Raw genomic sequence first — 15430 nt, forward strand, 5'->3', positions numbered from 1 at the left:
CGGTAGATCAGGCCGACGACAGTCGCCCGCGCAGGGCATCGGCGCTGGCGGCTTCGATGAACCCGTCCACCGCGGCCAGCGATGACCACCGATCGCTGCAGGTCAGACCGGGGTAGCGGTCCGACCATGCGATGAACGCCGCTTGCTCCGGCGACCACCGCACCTGGATCGAGGCCAGCAGATCCTGTGATCGTTCGACGTCCTGCATCGGGACAGCACCTCCTCAGCCATGAGACAGCATGTCTGTCAGATAGTTGTCCTGTTGCACCGCAAGCGGATTCGCGGGCCGCGAGGTCAGCGGTAAGCGGCGCTCCTGGCGGGCCGGGATCGCGGCACATGCGGATTGCGGGCCCGAGGATATCGGGGGTCGGGTGATCTGGGCGTGGCCGGATCGGCGGGCATGGCCGGTGGCATCACGGATTTCCACCAGGGCCGCACGGTGCCTTCGAGGCGGTACACGACGGGCACGGTCGGTTCACGGGCCGCGTCTGCGGGTGGGGCGTAGTCGGTTTCGAGGATGGCGGTCGTCATGGGTGTGTCCGATTCGGGTGTGCGAGCGTCGGGGCCGGGTGGGCCCGCACGCTGTCATCGAGCGGGCTCACCCGCGCTGGAACCGCGCTGGGTCAGGCGTTGATGGCCTGACGCTGCCCGTTGTGGCGGGCGATTTCGATCTTGCGCGGTTTGGCCTGCTCGGCGATCGGGATGGTCAGGCGCAGGACCCCGTCGGTGTAGTCGGCGCGGATCTGCTCGGTGTCGAGGTTCTCGCCCAGGAACAGCTGACGGCTGAATTCGCCGCGGGTGCGTTCGGCCGCGATCATCGACCGGTTCTGGTCCAGCTGCGGGCGGGAGGCTCGCACGGTGATCACATTGCGTTCGACGTCCAGGTCGAGGGAATCCGGGTCGATGCCGGGCAGGTCGAATTCCACGAAGAACTGGTCTCCGTCGCGCCAGGCGTCCATCGGCATCACCACCGGTCGGGCCGGCGTGCCGAACACCTGCTGAGTCAGACGATCCAGTTCTCGGAAGGGATCGGTGCGCATCAGCATGGTCGCCACCTCCAAGTCACTCCATTCTCGATCGAAGGAAACTCAGATAACCTATGTCATCTGACAGAGATATTATTTAGCACTCGAGCCAGGAGAGTGCAAGGCTCGACGACAGATAATCTGAGGTGGGTGTTATGAGCAGCGAACCGAGCCATCTGCCGTCCCCGGCGCAGGCCGTGTACTCGATCTCGGTGGCCGCCGAACTGGCCGGGGTGGGAGTTCAGACCCTGCGGCTCTACGAGCAGCACGGGCTCATCACCCCCACCCGCAGCGCGGGCGGCACCCGCCGCTACAGCGGCGACGACCTCCTGCGGGTCGCTCGCATCACCGCGCTGGTCGCGCAGGGCGTCAACCTCGCCGGGATTCGGCGCATCCTCGAGCTCGAGGACGCCAATGCTCGACTGCGCGAATCCAATTCGCAGCTCAGCGCGCGACGCGAGCGCGAGTGCGGTCGGCGCTGAGGCGCGGTGGACATGGACGCTGTCGTCAGGACAGGCGGCTGGTGCGGTCCAGCAGTTCGGGCAGGCGGTCGAACCATTCGAGCACGGCGCGCTCGTAGCGGATGCCGAAATCGAGGGTGGCGCGTTCGAACGGGGACATGCGCTGCTCGTCCTGGCCGGACAGATAGCCCGAGAGTCGCTGCTCGTGGACCGTACGGTTGGCCGCGACAATGCGTTCCAGGCGGTTCGGGTCCACGAATTCGCCGAAGGACAGCGTCAACAGCAGTGGCACGCGAATGGTTTCCGCGCCCGGATCGCGGGCGATCCACTCCGCGAACGCCTCTCGGCCCTCCTCGGTGATCCGATAGGGCGTGCGGTCGCGGGCGCCGGACTCGCCCTTCTCGACGAGGCCGAGCTGATGCATGGTGGCCAGCTCCCGGTAGACCTGGCTCTGGGTGATGGTCCAGAAGTCGCCGATGCGCTCCTGGGCCAGCGCCACCAGATCCCATCCGGACATTTCGCCCTGATGGAGGAAGCCGAGTAGGGACGCGGCCGTCGAGTTGAGCGGGCGTCGAGCCTTGTCTTCTGGCACCACCACTCCTTCCAGCTACGTTCTACAGTGGAATATTAGTCGCCGTAGCGACGCGACGTGAACACCCGGGGGCCGCCGGCCGCGTCGAACACCGTGGTGGTGGACGCGCCGACGATCAGCAGCGTCCGCATGTCCACCTCCGCCGGATCCAGATCGGCGAGTGAGACGACACGCACCGACTCGGTCGGCCCGCCCACATCGCGACCGATCACCACGGGTGTCTCGGGCTTGCGATGCTCGAGCACCAGCTCCCGCATGGCTGCCACCTGCCATTGCCGCTGCGAGGAGGCCGGGTTGTAAACGGCGAAGGCCATATCCGCCGACGCCACCGCCGAAATCCGTTGCGCCACCGTCTCCCACGGCTTGAGTCGATCCGACAGCGAGATCATGGCGAAATCGTGCCCCAGCGGCGCACCCATCCGACTGGCCACCGCACTGGCCGCCGTCACCCCCGGCAGCACCCGCACCGGCACGTCCCGCCACTGCGGATCCGCCGACTCCTCGATCACCGCCGCCGCCATGGCGAACACCCCGGGATCCCCGGACGACACCACAACCACCTTCGCCCCCGCCTTGGCCATGTCCAAAGCCATTGCGGCCCGCTCGGATTCGACCCGATTGTCACTCGCATGCCGCCGCTGCCCCACCCGCACCGGCACCCGATTCACGTAGGTGGTGTACCCGACGATGTCCGTCGCCTCGGCCAGCGCTTGCGCCACCTCTGGCGTGGTCCACCCCTCCGCCCCCGGCCCAAGCCCCACCACCACGACCTCGCCGACCTGATTCGCCTGGACCGCAGTCGATTCCGACGCGCCGTCGGCGCGTGTCGGGGCGGCGGGGGCGGTAGTCCAGGATCCCTGCCCGGCCGCCGTGACCCCACCGGGGTGACCCGGTCGCGCAGTGCCGAACCCGGCGGCGTCCCCGGACTGCGTGCCGCCAGACTTCGCCGAGCGGACCGTCGCGGCGGCCGCGGGGACAGCGGCCCGAGCGTCGTTGTGCGCCGCAGCCGCGGTGGATTGCCTTGTCCCGGAGTCGTATTCGCCCCCGGCGCCCCCGCTGGGGTGATCTGATCGCGCGGTGACAGCGGAATGGGGGCTTTCGGTCGAGGTGGGTGTCTGCTTCCTCGGCGCGGGCGCTGTGTCGGTTTCCTGTTCGGTCAATGGGATCCGGGTGGCGGGTGTGGGGCCCGGCACGATGGTGATCGCGAAGTAGGGGACGGTCGAGTCGTCGACGTCGGCGGCGTGGAGGATGCGCTGTTTGGTGGAGCTGGCGCGTTCGACGTAGTAGGCGTCGTCGAGGCGGCCGGAGTCCGAAAGGGCTTGGCGGACACCGGGGAAGGTGCGGCCGAGCTTCATGATGGCGGCGGCGTCGGTTTCGCGGAGGCGGCGGGTGAGTTCCTCGGTGGGCATGGTGCCGGGGAGGACGGTCAGGACCTGTTCGCCCTCGACCAGGGGGGTGCCCAGGGCGGCGGAGGCGGCGCTGACCGAGGTGACGCCGGGGATGATCTCGGTGTCGAAGCGGTCGGCCAGGCGGCGGTGCATGTGCATGAAGGAGCTGTAGAACAGCGGGTCACCGGCGGCGAGCAGGGCCACGGTGCGGCCCGCCGCGAGGTGCTCGGCCAGCAAAGCCGCTGCACGCTCGTAGAATTCGTCGATCGCGCCCTGATAGCCGCCGGGGTGATCGGTGGTCTCGGTGGTGACCGGGTAGACCAGGTGCTCCTCGAGCTGACCCGCGCGCATGTAGGGCGCGGCGATCGCGCGGGAGATGCTGCGGCCGTGGCGGGCGCTGTGGAAGGCGATGACATCGGCCTCGGCGATCACGCGGGCGGCCTTGACCGTCACCAGTTCCGGATCGCCGGGGCCCAGACCCACGCCCCAGAGCTTGCTCATTCTTGTTCGCTCGCAATCGCATTGAGGGCGGCGGCGGTAATGGCGCTGCCGCCACGTCGGCCACGGACGGTCAGGAACTCGACCCCGCCGTACTCGGCGAGCGCCTGCTTGGATTCGGCCGCACCGATGAAGCCGACGGGAATCCCGAGCACCGCGGCCGGACGGGGAGCGCCCGCGTCGAGCATGTCGAGCAGATGGAACAGCGCGGTCGGCGCATTGCCGATGGCCACCACCGCGCCGTCCAGGCGGTCGCGCCAAAGCTCCAGGGCCGCAGCCGATCTGGTGTTGTCGATGCGGGCCGCCAACTCGGGCACCCGCTCGTCGCGCAGCAGACACAGCACCTCGTTGTCGGCGGGCAGCCGCTTACGCGTCACCCCCGAGGCAACCATATTGGCGTCGCACAGAATCGGCGCACCAGCCCGCAACGCGGCCCGCGCCTTGGCCACCACATCGGTGCTGAATTCCACATCCTCCGCCAAATCCACCTGCCCGCAGGCATGGATCATCCGCACCACCACCTGCGACACATCCGCCGGAAACCGAGCCAAATCGGCCTCGGCCCGAATGGTCGCGAACGAGCGCCGATAGATCTCGGCCCCGTCTTTGAGGTAGCTGGTACGCACATCGGACATGGCGTCCACCCTAGATTTCGGCCCACGAGCGGCCATGAGCGGGTGGTGCGCTCGGCGATGGGCCGGGTGTGTTCGGCGATATCGGCCGGGATTCTGGGGTTCAGGTGCGGGGGCGTTCGAGGAGGCGGGACATGACGATGTTGCTGCGGGTGCGGCCGACTCGGGCGTTCTCGCGGATTCGCTCGACGGTCGCTTCGATTTCGGCCATGTCGGTGGCCATGACGTGGACCAGGGCGTCGGCCTCGCCGGCGATGGTCCAGACGCCGACCACCTGGGGGATGGGTTCGAGGCTGCGGCGGAGTTCGGCGGGGGAGATGTTGTCGCGGTAGAAGACCTCGACGTAGGCCTCGGTGCGCCAGCCGAGGGCGGCCGGGTTGACGACGGCGGTGAAGCCGGTGATCTGGCCACCGGCGACCATTTTGTCGACGCGCCGCTTCACCGCGGGCGCGGACAGTCCGACGGCCGCGCCGATGTCCTGGAACGAGGCGCGGGCGTGGTCGAGCAGGTGGGACAGGATCTGGCGGTCGAGATCGTCCACGGATCGTTCCTTTCGCAATCGTGCACTCGCAGCGCCTCGGCACAACGAATCGCCGCTAGATCCATGATCAACGCAACGAATCGCTATTTCCTGTGCAACGGTACGCCACATACCTTCAGCTCAGCCCCGTCCACGCCGCCACCGAGGGAGTCTCGTTGACGTCCGTAGCCACCCTGCCCGCCCGTGATCCCGCCGCCCGTCGGCCCGTTCCCCGCCACTACCTCATGTGCCGCCCGGAGCACTTCGAGGTGACCTATTCGATCAATCCGTGGATGGACACCTCCGACCCCGTGGATACCGCCTTGGCGCTCGCGCAATGGGATGCGCTGCGGGCCGCCTACGAGGCCCACGGGCATCGGGTCGAGGTCATCGAACCCGTTGCGGGACTGCCGGATATGGTGTTCGCCGCCAATGGTGGACTCGTCATCGGCGACCGCGCGCTGTCCGCCCGCTTCGCCAATCCCGAACGCGCGGAGGAAGGTCCGGCCTACCACGAATGGATGGCCGCCCAGGGCTTCGCCGCTGTCGCCGCCGCCCGCGAAATCAATGAGGGCGAAGGCGATTTCGCCATTGTCGGGGACCGCATCCTGGCCGGAACCGGCTTCCGCAGTGCCCGTGGCGCGCACGAAGAGGTGGCCGAGTTCTTCGGATTGCCGGTCGTCTCACTGGAACTGGTGGATCCGCGCTTCTACCATCTCGACACCGCCCTCATGGTGCTCGACGACACCGTCGCCTACTACCCGGCGGCCTTCAGCGGCCCCAGCGCCCGACTGCTCGCGCAGCTGTACCCGGACGCGATCATCGCCAGCGACGAGGACGCGAATGTGCTCGGCCTCAACGGCGTGTGCGACGGGTACCACGTCTTTCTCACCGAGAAGGCGATCGGGCTCGCCGAGCAGCTGCGCGCCCGGGGCTACGAACCGGTCGGCATCGACCTGTCGGAGCTGCTCAAGTCCGGTGGCAGCGTGAAGTGCTGCACCCTCGAGCTGCATCGCGTCAAAACGGGAGACGCGTCCGAAACGGATTGATCGCCGGATCGTGCAGCGGATGCGCCAGCACGAGAAAGCGCAGCAGCATGATCGCACCGCTGATCTGTAGGCCCGCCAAGGGAATCTCGCCGAGGACCGCCGTGCCGATGGACATCCAGATGTCCCCGGCACCGGCGGTCACGATGTCGAACCAGGCGTCCACGAGCAGCAGGATTCCGGTCGCGAAGGCCGGGAGGAGCAGCATGACGCGGCGCTTCCAGCCCAGGTAGGCGGTGGTCGCCATCATGAGTACCAGCAGGATGTCGTAACCGATCCAGGCCATCGACCAGTGCCGCGCGTAATACTCGGTCGGCAGCGAGAACCCGAGATAGACGATCCAGGGAATCAACGCGATACAGCCGCCGACCATCAGCGCCAACCGAACCCGCCGATGCACCTTGACGACCTCGGGCCGCGGCAGCACCCGTTCCGGCGGCGGCTGCAACCGCCGAATCAGCTCCCGCCGCTCCTCATCCGACATCCCCGCGATCTCGTCATCACTGATCCACGCCGCAGTCATACCCGCCTCCCCAACTCGATCACCCCCCGCCACCCCCACTCTGCCCCAGACCCCCTGTCTGGTGGGGCAATCCCCACGAGCACGCAATCCGGCAGGGATCTTCTCGACGTTTGCCTGCTGAATTGCATGCTCGTCGATGGTGGAGCGGCCGGTGGGCTGCGGCCAGGGGATGTGGATGGGCCTATTCGCACCCGAAGGGCCGTTGGCGGGCGGATTTCTGCCAATTCCAGTGGCTTCGGGGGCGTTCAGGCCCATTCGCGGCTGGCTGCGGTCCGCGAAAGCGCCTAGTGCGGGCAGTGCGGCTAGTCGGCGGGGGTGATGCTGTAGCCATCCGGGGTGGCGATGACGTCGGTTACCGCGCCCTTCGGGCGGCCGCAGCGTCGGTCGCAGCCGGACCAGTGTTGGCGGCCGGAGGCGATCACCTCGGCCGACTCCAGGCCCTCTTGGGGGGATTGGGTTGTGGCTGTGGGGAGTACGCGGCCGGAATCGACGGCTGCGGTGACGTCGGCGCGGACGTCGGTGAGGGATTTGGCGCAGCCGGGCATGCCCGCGCAGGCGCTGACCTGGAGCCAGGGGGAGTTTGCGTCGAAGATCAGGCCCATGGGGGCGAGTACTCGGACGACCTGTTCGGCGGGCCATTCGTCGAGGTCGGTGATGACCAGGCTGCGCCAGGGGGTGAGGAGGATGGGGCGTTCGATGGCGGCGATGAATTCGGCGGTGCGGGCTGGGAGGGAACCGAGGCGGATGCCTGCGCCGAGGGCGATCTTGTCGTCGTGCTGGGTCAGCCAGCCGATTGGAATGTCTTGGCGCGCAACGACTTCGATGGGCTCGCCGGAGGCGTCGAGGTCGGTGCGGGAGGTGAGGAGGTGGTCGGTGACTCGGGCTCGGCCGTCGGGGATTTCGTGGAGTCGCCACTGGGCGTCGCGGAGTTCGAGGAAGCTGTGGGCGGCGGCGAGCATGAGGTCGACGGCCTCGGCGGGCGGGACGCGGACGCCGGTGTCGTTGCCTGCCAACAGGAGTGCGTAGGTGTTCTCGTCGAGGGCGTGGACGCCGATGTCGCCGCCGAGGCCGCTGACGTCGCCGCGGCCGTCGTCGAGGGTGAACAGGACGCGGCCGGGCAGCTCGGCCAGGCGGGGGGCGGCGCGCAGACCCGCGTCGAGGGCGGGGACCAGGGGATGCACATCGGTCCAGCCGCCGACTCGGCCCGAGAGGGGCGAGGCGATGATATTGCGCACCCGCTCGTGGGTGGCGCTGGGCAGCAGGCCCGCCGCGGTGAGGTGCTCGCTCAGCGCGGCCGCGTCGCGGACCTGCCGGAACTGCACATTGCCGCGCGAGGTGAGTTCGATATTGCCGTCGCTCAATTCGACGGCCGCCGCCGCGAGGGCCTGGAGCTGCTCGGGGGAGAGCTGCCCGCCGGGCACGCGAATGCGGGCGAGGGGACCGTCGGCCGCCTCGTGCAGGCGCAGCACGCCGGGGCAGGAATCGGGATCGGATCGCATCATGACCTCCCCAGCCTACGGAGGACGCCGAGGTCGGGCACGCGGTGGTCGCGATCGCGGACGGTAGGTTTTGGATATCCGAATCTGGAGATATTGCGATTTATGCATGTAAATCGCACGTGGGAGAAGAAGAGGAAAAGAGGAAGCTCCGGAGCGAGGGGTGCTCCGGAGCTTCGGGTGGTGGGTCAGCCGGCTTGGTGGGGTTCGATCGCTTTCGGGGCGCCGCGGCGGCGGGCGAAGGCGGGGGAGACTTCCCAGGTGTCGTTGAGGAGGCTGGGGACGTTGTGGTGTTCGACGTGGTCGCGGTGGATGGTGGTGGTCATGACCGTGATGCCGAAGAGGATGGTCGCGGCGCAGATGATGCCCGCGAGCATGGCCCACTGTGTGTGACCGGATCCGGCGGCCGTGAGAGCCATGGCCAGCGTTGCGAAAGCAACCAGTGCACAAAAGTATCCCGACCAGGCAGCAAAGCGATTCCGCCTGACCCATCCTGGAGTGGTTGGCATACCGGCAGCATACGGGCGAACCGGTCGGTCGCCCAGGGTTGCGGACGAGCCTTTGCCGCACTGTGATCCGGGCGCGTTGACGGAGTTCGCGAGCGGGCGCGATAGCATCGGCGAGCTCGTCGAACGGAAGAAACCGGTGCAATTCCGGTGCGGTCGCGCCACTGTGACAGTCAGACCTTCCGGCGGGCGCCGAACCGTGCTGGGCGCGTCACCCTAGGAAGGCTTGAGACCTGTGATTCTGCTGCTGTCCACGTCCGACACCGATCTGCTGAGCGCGCGCGCCAGCGGGGCCGAGTACCGGCTCGCCAATCCGGCGCGTTTGCTGCCGGAGGATCTGCCCGGACTGCTCGCGGGCGTCGACCTGGTGATCGTGCGCATTCTGGGTGGTAAGCGCGCCTGGGAGGCGGGGCTGGAGACGGTGCGCGCCAGCGGGATTCCGATGGTGGCGCTCGGCGGTGAGATCGCGCCGGACGCGGAGCTGATGGAGTGCTCCACGGTGCCGGGCGGTGTGGCGGCGGACGCGCACAACTACCTGGCGGCGGGTGGACCGCGAAACCTGCTGCAGCTGCACAACTTCCTCTCCGACACGGTGCTGCTCACCGGGCACGGGTTCGAGCCGCCGGTGGAGATGCCGAGCTGGGGTGAGCTGGAACGGGATTCGCGGGAGGTCGCGGAGGACGCCCCGACGGTCGCGGTCGTCTACTACCGCGCCCAGCATTTGGCCGGGAACACCGGCTACATCGACGCGCTGTGCTCGGCCATCGAGGACAAGGGTGCGCGGGCGCTGCCGGTGTACTGCGCCTCGCTGCGCACCGCCGAGCCGGAGCTGTTGGCGGAGTTGCGCAAGGCCGACGCACTGGTGGTGACGGTGCTGGCGGCCGGTGGCACCAAGCCCGCCACCGCGTCGGCGGGTGGCGATGACGAGGCCTGGGATGTGGGCGCGCTCGCGGATCTGGATGTGCCGATCCTGCAGGGCCTTTGCCTGACCAGCGGTCGCGAGCAGTGGGAGGCCAATGACGACGGTCTCTCGCCGCTGGATGTGGCGACCCAGGTGGCGGTGCCCGAGTTCGACGGGCGCATCATCACGGTGCCGTTCTCGTTCAAGGAGTTCGACGCCGACGGGCTGTCGACCTATGTGCCCGACCCGGAACGCGCGGCACGGGTCGCCGGTATCGCGGTGCGGTATGCCCGGCTGCGGCACATTCCGGCCGCGCGGAAGAAGATCGCGCTGGTGCTGTCGGCGTACCCGACCAAGCACGCCCGCATCGGCAATGCGGTGGGTCTGGACACTCCGGCGAGTGCGATCAAGCTGCTCACCGAGATGCGTGCGGCCGGTTACGATCTCGGCGCGGAAGGAGAGGTCCCGGGTCTGGAGCAGGGTGATGGCGACGCACTGATCCACGCCTTGATCGCCGCGGGCGGTCAGGATCCGGACTGGCTGAGCGCGGAACAGTTGGAGGGCAACCCGATTCGCATCGGAGCCGACCTGTACGCGCAGTGGTTCGAGACCCTCCCCGAGGATCTGCGCGAGGCCGTCATCGAGGCCTGGGGACCGCCGCCGGGTGAGCTGTATGTCGATCGCTCGGCCGACCCCAAGGGCGAAATCGTCATCGCCGCACTGCGTTTCGGCAATGTCGTGCTGATCGTGCAGCCGCCGCGCGGGTTCGGTGAGAATCCGGTCGCGATCTACCACGACCCGGATCTGCCGCCGAGCCACCACTATCTGGCCGCCTACCGCTGGCTGGCCGCCCCGGAGGGGTTCGCCGCCGACGCCGTGGTGCACCTGGGCAAGCACGGCAATCTGGAGTGGCTGCCGGGGAAGACTCTCGGCATGTCGGCGTCGTGTGGCACCGATGCCGCCCTCGGCGATCTGCCGTTGATCTACCCGTTCCTGGTCAACGACCCGGGCGAGGGCACCCAGGCCAAGCGTCGCGCCCACGCCACGCTGGTCGACCACCTCATTCCGCCGATGGCGCGCGCCGAAACCTACGGCGACATCTCCCGTCTGGAGCAGCTGCTCGACGAGCACGCGAATATCTCCGCGCTGGATCCGGCCAAGCTGCCCGCCATTCGCCAGCAGATCTGGACGCTCATGCGCGCGGCCAAGATGGACCACGATCTGGGCCTGACCGAGCGGCCCGACGAGGACGTCTTCGACGACATGCTGCTGCACGTCGACGGCTGGCTGTGCGAGATCAAGGACGTGCAGATCCGCGATGGCCTGCACATTCTCGGCGAGGCCCCGGCGGGGGAGTCCGAGGTCGATCTGGTGCTGGCCATGCTGCGTGCGCGGCAGCTGTGGGGCGGCGAGGTGAATGTGCCGGGCCTGCGAGAAGCGTTGGGGCTCAGCGAAGCCGGGGACGAGGCCCGCGAGCGGGTGGACGCGTTCGAGCGGCTGGCGCGTGAGTTGGTGGCGGCCATGCAGGAGGTCGACTGGGACGTCGACTCCATCGACGCGGTCACCGAAACCCTGCTCGGCGGTGAGCTGGCCGAAGCGGCCGGAATCACCGACATGGCGGGGCCTTTGGCCGAGGTGCGCCGGGTGCTCGGGTTCGCGGCCACCGAGGTGGTGCCGCGGCTGCGGCAGACCGGCGTGGAGATCGCGCGGATCCTGCATGCGCTCAATGGCGGATTCATTCCGGCGGGTCCGAGTGGTTCGCCGCTGCGCGGCCTGATCAATGTGTTGCCGACCGGTCGCAACTTCTATTCGGTCGACCCCAAGGCCGTGCCGTCGCGGCTGGCGTGGGAAACCGGTCAGGCCATGGCGGATTCGCTGCTCGCCCGCTACCTGGCCGACCACGGCGAGTACCCGCGTTCGGTGGGCCTGTCGGTGTGGGGCACCTCGGCCATGCGGACCTCCGGCGACGATATCGCCGAGGTCTTCGCGTTGCTGGGTGTGCGGCCGGTGTGGGATGAGGCCAGCCGCCGCGTGACTCGCCTCGAGGCCATCTCGCTCGCGGAGCTGGGTCGCCCGCGCATCGACGTGACCGTGCGCATCTCCGGCTTCTTCCGTGACGCCTTCCCGCACGTGCTGGCCCTGCTCGACGACGCGGTGCGCCTCGTTGCCGAGCTCGACGAGCCCGCCGAATCCAACTATGTGCGCGCCCACGCCCAGGCCGACCTCGCCGAGCACGGCGACCAACGCCGCGCCACCACACGGATTTTCGGCTCCAAGCCGGGCACCTACGGTGCGGGCCTGCTGCAGCTCATCGACTCCAAGAGTTGGCGCACCGACGACGATCTGGCGCAGGTCTACACCGCGTGGGGCGGTTTCGCCTACGGCCGCGATCTCGACGGCGCGCCCGCCGCCGACGACATGCGCACCGCCTACCGGCGAATCGCGGTGGCGGCCAAGAACACCGACACCCGCGAACACGACATCGCCGACTCCGACGACTATTTCCAGTACCACGGCGGCATGGTCGCGGCGGTGCGCGCGCTCACCGGCAAGAACCCGGAGGCCTACATCGGTGACAGCACCCGCCCCGACGCGGTGCGCACCCGCACGCTGTCGGAGGAGACCACCCGCGTCTTCCGTGCGCGTGTGGTGAATCCGCGCTGGCTCGAGGCCATGCGGCGGCACGGCTACAAGGGCGCGTTCGAAATGGCCGCCACCGTCGACTATCTGTTCGGCTATGACGCCACCACGAATGTGGTCGCCGATTGGATGTATGAAAAGCTCGCCGAATCCTATGTTTTCGACGAGACCAACCGAAAGTTCATGGAACAGTCGAATCCGTGGGCGCTGCACGGTATTGCGGAGCGGTTGCTGGAGGCGACGGAGCGGAAACTCTGGGAACGGCCCGAGGCCGAGACGCTGGATCGACTGCGGCAGATCTACCTGGAAACCGAAGGCGAACTGGAGTAAGCGAATTCCGGTCGACGGCGGCGTGTCGGGGTGACGCGCAGGACAAAGGCGGACAACCCCGGCACCTGGGTCTTCCCTGCGCAGGTCCCTAAGAGGATCATAAGAATCGTCCCGGCGTCGTACTCGGGGAGACGTCGGGCCGCCCAATGATGTTATTGGGTTTGAAAATTCGAATTGGGAATTCCCCGATTTGCCGCGTCACGGGTACGCGCAATCGTTGCGGTCTCACGGTGTTACCTTCGGGTACGCCTGCTCGGCCATGCGGCGAATCGGCTCGTAGATCGCAGGGAACCATCATGAGAATTGCCAAAATCGCCGCTACCGCTTTACTTTCCGTCGCCGCGCTGTGCGTCGCCACCGTGACCGCGCACGGCGCACCCGTCGCCGCGCCCGGCATTACCGGTGCTGATCGGGGCGTGGACTATTCGGTGACGCTCGCACCGGATCGCAGCGCGGTCACCACCACCCTCACCGCGGGCCACTTCGAACTCGGCGGCACCGGGGTGAACGTGATCGCGCCCTCGGGCGAGATCATCGGCTCGCTGCCGCTGGTCTATCAGGCCGCCGATCGTGTGCTCACCGTCGTCCCCGAGGTGAACGCCGCCGGAACCGAATTGACGGTGCGGCCCGCCGATCCCACGCAGGTCGCCGCTCCCACCGCCGATGTCGTGGCCCTGCAGAGCGTGGCCAATGCCGGATCGATCGTGGCCGGGGCGCTCATCGGCTGCGTGGTCGGCGCGGTGATCGGTTTCTTCTTCTTTGTCGTCGGCGCGATTGTCGGCTGTGGCGTCGGCGGTCTGCTCGGCGCGATCATCGCCGGAGACCAGCCCTAGAACCGGGAGGTGCGCACCTCGCCGCCGGACCGGTCCCCGTCGGTTCGGCGGCCGCGCTGCGCGAAAAGCGTTATGCCGGAGCGATTTCGATGCCGATGGTGCCGGTGTCGCCGCGGCGCAGCTTGCTCAGGGTGATGCTGATCCAGCCCATGATGCCGTAGCGGCGCTTGATCAGTTCGCGGGTGCGTTCCGTGCCCGCCGGGTCGAGGATGAGCGCCGAACCCTTGACCACCTCGCCGTGGGTCTTGCCCCGAAAGTCGCACGGCTGCACCGTGACTTCGGGATTGCGCCGGATGCGCTTGACCTTCCAGCTGTCGGTGACCGTCCAAACGTACAGGCGGCCATTGTCGAGCACGGCCCACACCGGCGTCCCGACCGGCGTGCCGTCCTTCTTGAAGGTGGTCAGCTGTACATAATTCGCCTTGGCCAGTGACTCGAACGTGTTGTCCACGCCCGCAGCCTATCCGCTCGGCGGGCGAGACGTGGATCACGCGCCGAGCCATATGCGCGTGACCCCCGCGGATCCGTACCTTGGGCTCGGTACCCGATCGGCGAGGAGGCGCATGATGGCGGCAATTTCGGTTCCGGTGCTCTGGGGTGGGGAGCTATCGGAGACCTTGGACTTCTATCGGACCCTGGGCTACCGGGTCACCTACGAGATGACCCGGCCCTACACCTACGGGATGGTCGAACGCGACGGATACCAGCTGCATTTCGGGCCGACACCGAAGGGCATGAACGGCAAGGGCGAGGAAGCGCATATCGGCTGCCTGGTCGCCGTGGACGACGTCGAGCCCTGGCACGCCGAGTTCAAGGCGGCCCTGCGTGCGCGCTACGGAAAGATCCCCAGCAAGGGGGTCCCGCGGATCACGCGATTCCGGCCGGGGCAGACGCGGTTCAGCGTGGTCGACCCGGTCGGCAACACCATCATCTACGTCCAGCGCGACGAACCCGACCCCGAATACGGCGGGTCGAAGCGGCTCGAGGGCCTGGCGCGGGTGCTCGACAATGCCCGCATCTTCCGTGACTCCAAGACCGACGACGCGACGGCGGCGCGTGCCATCGAAACCGGACTGCGCCGCCACGGCGCGACGGCCACACCCGTCGAACGGGCCCGGGCACTGGCCATGCTCGCCGAAATCGCCGCGGCCGCAGGCGATTCCGAGCGCGTCACCGATCTGCTGGCCCAGATCGAGGAGCTGGGCCTCGGGGACCGCGACCGGGCCGCGATCGCTGATGATCTGGCCGCGATCGCCGACGCACAGGAGTAGGGAGGCTCAGGCGGGTGGTGCGCCGACAATGCGCAGCGCTATCGCCGCGTAGTCCGCGCCGATCTCGTCGGGGGTGCGGCGGTAGCCCTTGGTGTACCAGCGGGAGGTGTCGACGCACAGGGACATCAGCGCCAGTGTGGTCGCGTGCGTGTCGGGCACGTCGAAGGTGCCCTCGGCGACTCCTTCGGCGACGAGATCGCGCAGCTGTCGGTGGATGGCGAGTTGGATGTCGATGACCTCGGCTCGGTGCTCGGGGGTCAGGTCGCCGAGGTGATGCAGCACGACCTTCACCGAGGCGGCGTGGTCGGCGTGCCAGACGGTGAGGTCGCGGACCACGGCGGTCAGGTGGTCGGCGGCGGTGCCCGGTCCGGCCGCGGCGGCCGTGGCCACCTGCTGGGTCAACCGCATGGACGACAGCGAGATGCGGTAGAGCACTTCCTCTTTGGAGCCGAAGTGCACGTACAGGCCCGCGGGGCTGAGGCCGGCGCGGGCCGCGATATCGCGGGTGGTGGTGGCGTGGAAGCCGCGTTCGGCGAAGGCGTCGATGGCGGCCAGGAAGATCCGGCGCTGGCCCTCGGGGAAGCGGCGTTGGGACAGCTCGAGATGCGCCACCGCGGCGGTGTCGCGGCCGTCGGTCTCGGCATTCGGCGCTACGTCGCGCGCGGCGTCGGTCGTCACGTCGTCGTTACCCATCGAACGAGTATCTCCCAGTGAATGTTTCACCCTGCCACCGGCCGGGCTCGAGGTCGGGCCCGGCCGGTCGACGGG

17 protein-coding genes are annotated in these 15430 nt (G+C 68.3%); 5 read left to right on the top strand and 12 right to left on the bottom strand.

Annotated elements, in window-relative coordinates; translation table 11 throughout:
- Positions 1–7: 7 nt before the first annotated feature.
- The 3 genes from VMT65_RS24385 to VMT65_RS24395 all read right to left on the bottom strand — a co-directional run bounded on the left by VMT65_RS24385 (position 8) and on the right by VMT65_RS24395 (position 1046).
- Positions 8–208, bottom strand: a complete 201-nt coding sequence (locus VMT65_RS24385; RefSeq protein ID WP_326310714.1) for a hypothetical protein — start codon at positions 206–208, stop codon at positions 8–10.
- An 86-nt stretch (positions 209–294) separates the two neighbouring features.
- Positions 295–531 carry a hypothetical protein gene (locus tag VMT65_RS24390; RefSeq protein WP_326310715.1) on the bottom strand — a complete coding sequence of 79 codons (237 nt, stop codon included), beginning with the start codon at positions 529–531 and terminating at the stop codon, positions 295–297.
- A gap of 92 nt (positions 532–623) precedes the next feature.
- Positions 624–1046 carry an Hsp20/alpha crystallin family protein gene (locus VMT65_RS24395; protein ID WP_326310716.1) on the bottom strand — a complete coding sequence of 141 codons (423 nt, stop codon included), beginning with the start codon at positions 1044–1046 and terminating at the stop codon, positions 624–626.
- A gap of 134 nt (positions 1047–1180) precedes the next feature.
- On the opposite strand from VMT65_RS24395, the gene VMT65_RS24400 reads away from it, so the two are divergent.
- The gene (locus VMT65_RS24400; RefSeq protein WP_326310717.1) at positions 1181–1507 is read left to right on the top strand and encodes a MerR family transcriptional regulator; all 327 of its coding nucleotides are present in this window, start codon (positions 1181–1183) and stop codon (positions 1505–1507) included.
- Positions 1508–1532: 25 nt separating this feature from the next.
- Here the strand turns inward: VMT65_RS24400 and VMT65_RS24405 are convergent, their stop codons facing one another.
- From VMT65_RS24405 to VMT65_RS24420, 4 genes are all read right to left on the bottom strand, one after another.
- Complete coding sequence (locus VMT65_RS24405; RefSeq protein WP_326310718.1) at positions 1533–2081, bottom strand: PadR family transcriptional regulator; 549 nt, start codon at positions 2079–2081, stop codon at positions 1533–1535.
- A 32-nt stretch (positions 2082–2113) separates the two neighbouring features.
- On the bottom strand, positions 2114–3967 hold the full coding sequence (gene cobJ, locus VMT65_RS24410) for a precorrin-3B C(17)-methyltransferase (RefSeq protein ID WP_326310719.1): 1854 nt from the start codon (positions 3965–3967) through the stop codon (positions 2114–2116).
- Positions 3964–4599, bottom strand: a complete 636-nt coding sequence (locus tag VMT65_RS24415) for a precorrin-8X methylmutase (RefSeq protein WP_326310720.1) — start codon at positions 4597–4599, stop codon at positions 3964–3966. Before VMT65_RS24415 ends, cobJ begins: the two co-directional genes overlap by 4 nt.
- 100 nt (positions 4600–4699) lie before the next feature.
- Positions 4700–5137 (bottom strand): Lrp/AsnC family transcriptional regulator, encoded by a 438-nt coding sequence (locus tag VMT65_RS24420; RefSeq protein ID WP_326310721.1) that lies wholly within the window; start codon positions 5135–5137, stop codon positions 4700–4702.
- Positions 5138–5292: 155 nt separating this feature from the next.
- Between VMT65_RS24420 and ddaH the strand changes: the two genes are divergently transcribed.
- Positions 5293–6165 (top strand): dimethylargininase, encoded by an 873-nt coding sequence (gene ddaH / locus VMT65_RS24425; protein ID WP_442790298.1) that lies wholly within the window; start codon positions 5293–5295, stop codon positions 6163–6165.
- On the opposite strand, the gene VMT65_RS24430 is transcribed toward ddaH, so the two are convergent.
- From VMT65_RS24430 to VMT65_RS24440, 3 genes are all read right to left on the bottom strand, one after another.
- The gene (locus VMT65_RS24430) at positions 6134–6685 is read right to left on the bottom strand and encodes a hypothetical protein (protein ID WP_326310722.1); all 552 of its coding nucleotides are present in this window, start codon (positions 6683–6685) and stop codon (positions 6134–6136) included. The two genes, ddaH and VMT65_RS24430, sit on opposite strands and share 32 nt — an antisense overlap.
- A gap of 302 nt (positions 6686–6987) precedes the next feature.
- Positions 6988–8187 carry a precorrin-3B synthase gene (cobG, locus tag VMT65_RS24435; RefSeq protein WP_326310723.1) on the bottom strand — a complete coding sequence of 400 codons (1200 nt, stop codon included), beginning with the start codon at positions 8185–8187 and terminating at the stop codon, positions 6988–6990.
- A gap of 182 nt (positions 8188–8369) precedes the next feature.
- Positions 8370–8600 carry a hypothetical protein gene (locus VMT65_RS24440; RefSeq protein WP_326310724.1) on the bottom strand — a complete coding sequence of 77 codons (231 nt, stop codon included), beginning with the start codon at positions 8598–8600 and terminating at the stop codon, positions 8370–8372.
- A 322-nt stretch (positions 8601–8922) separates the two neighbouring features.
- On the opposite strand from VMT65_RS24440, the gene cobN reads away from it, so the two are divergent.
- Together cobN and VMT65_RS24450 are read left to right on the top strand one after the other, a co-directional pair.
- The gene (cobN, locus tag VMT65_RS24445; RefSeq protein ID WP_326311187.1) at positions 8923–12558 is read left to right on the top strand and encodes a cobaltochelatase subunit CobN; all 3636 of its coding nucleotides are present in this window, start codon (positions 8923–8925) and stop codon (positions 12556–12558) included.
- 296 nt (positions 12559–12854) lie between these two features.
- Entirely contained in the window at positions 12855–13391 is a 537-nt protein-coding gene (locus VMT65_RS24450) for a hypothetical protein (RefSeq protein WP_326310725.1), read from the top strand.
- A 70-nt stretch (positions 13392–13461) separates the two neighbouring features.
- On the opposite strand, the gene VMT65_RS24455 is transcribed toward VMT65_RS24450, so the two are convergent.
- The gene (locus tag VMT65_RS24455) at positions 13462–13842 is read right to left on the bottom strand and encodes a PPOX class F420-dependent oxidoreductase (RefSeq protein ID WP_326310726.1); all 381 of its coding nucleotides are present in this window, start codon (positions 13840–13842) and stop codon (positions 13462–13464) included.
- 115 nt (positions 13843–13957) lie between these two features.
- Here VMT65_RS24455 and VMT65_RS24460 point away from each other — a divergent pair, with 115 nt between their 5' ends.
- A complete protein-coding gene (locus VMT65_RS24460; protein ID WP_326310727.1) occupies positions 13958–14662 on the top strand; it encodes a glyoxalase in 705 nt (234 codons plus the stop codon).
- Between the two features lie 6 nt (positions 14663–14668).
- On the opposite strand, the gene VMT65_RS24465 is transcribed toward VMT65_RS24460, so the two are convergent.
- A complete protein-coding gene (locus VMT65_RS24465) occupies positions 14669–15355 on the bottom strand; it encodes a TetR/AcrR family transcriptional regulator (protein ID WP_326310728.1) in 687 nt (228 codons plus the stop codon).
- Between the last annotated feature and the right edge of the window lie 75 nt (positions 15356–15430).

It is taken from the genome of Nocardia sp. CDC153, from assembly GCF_035818515.1.
Classification (GTDB): domain Bacteria; phylum Actinomycetota; class Actinomycetes; order Mycobacteriales; family Mycobacteriaceae; genus Nocardia.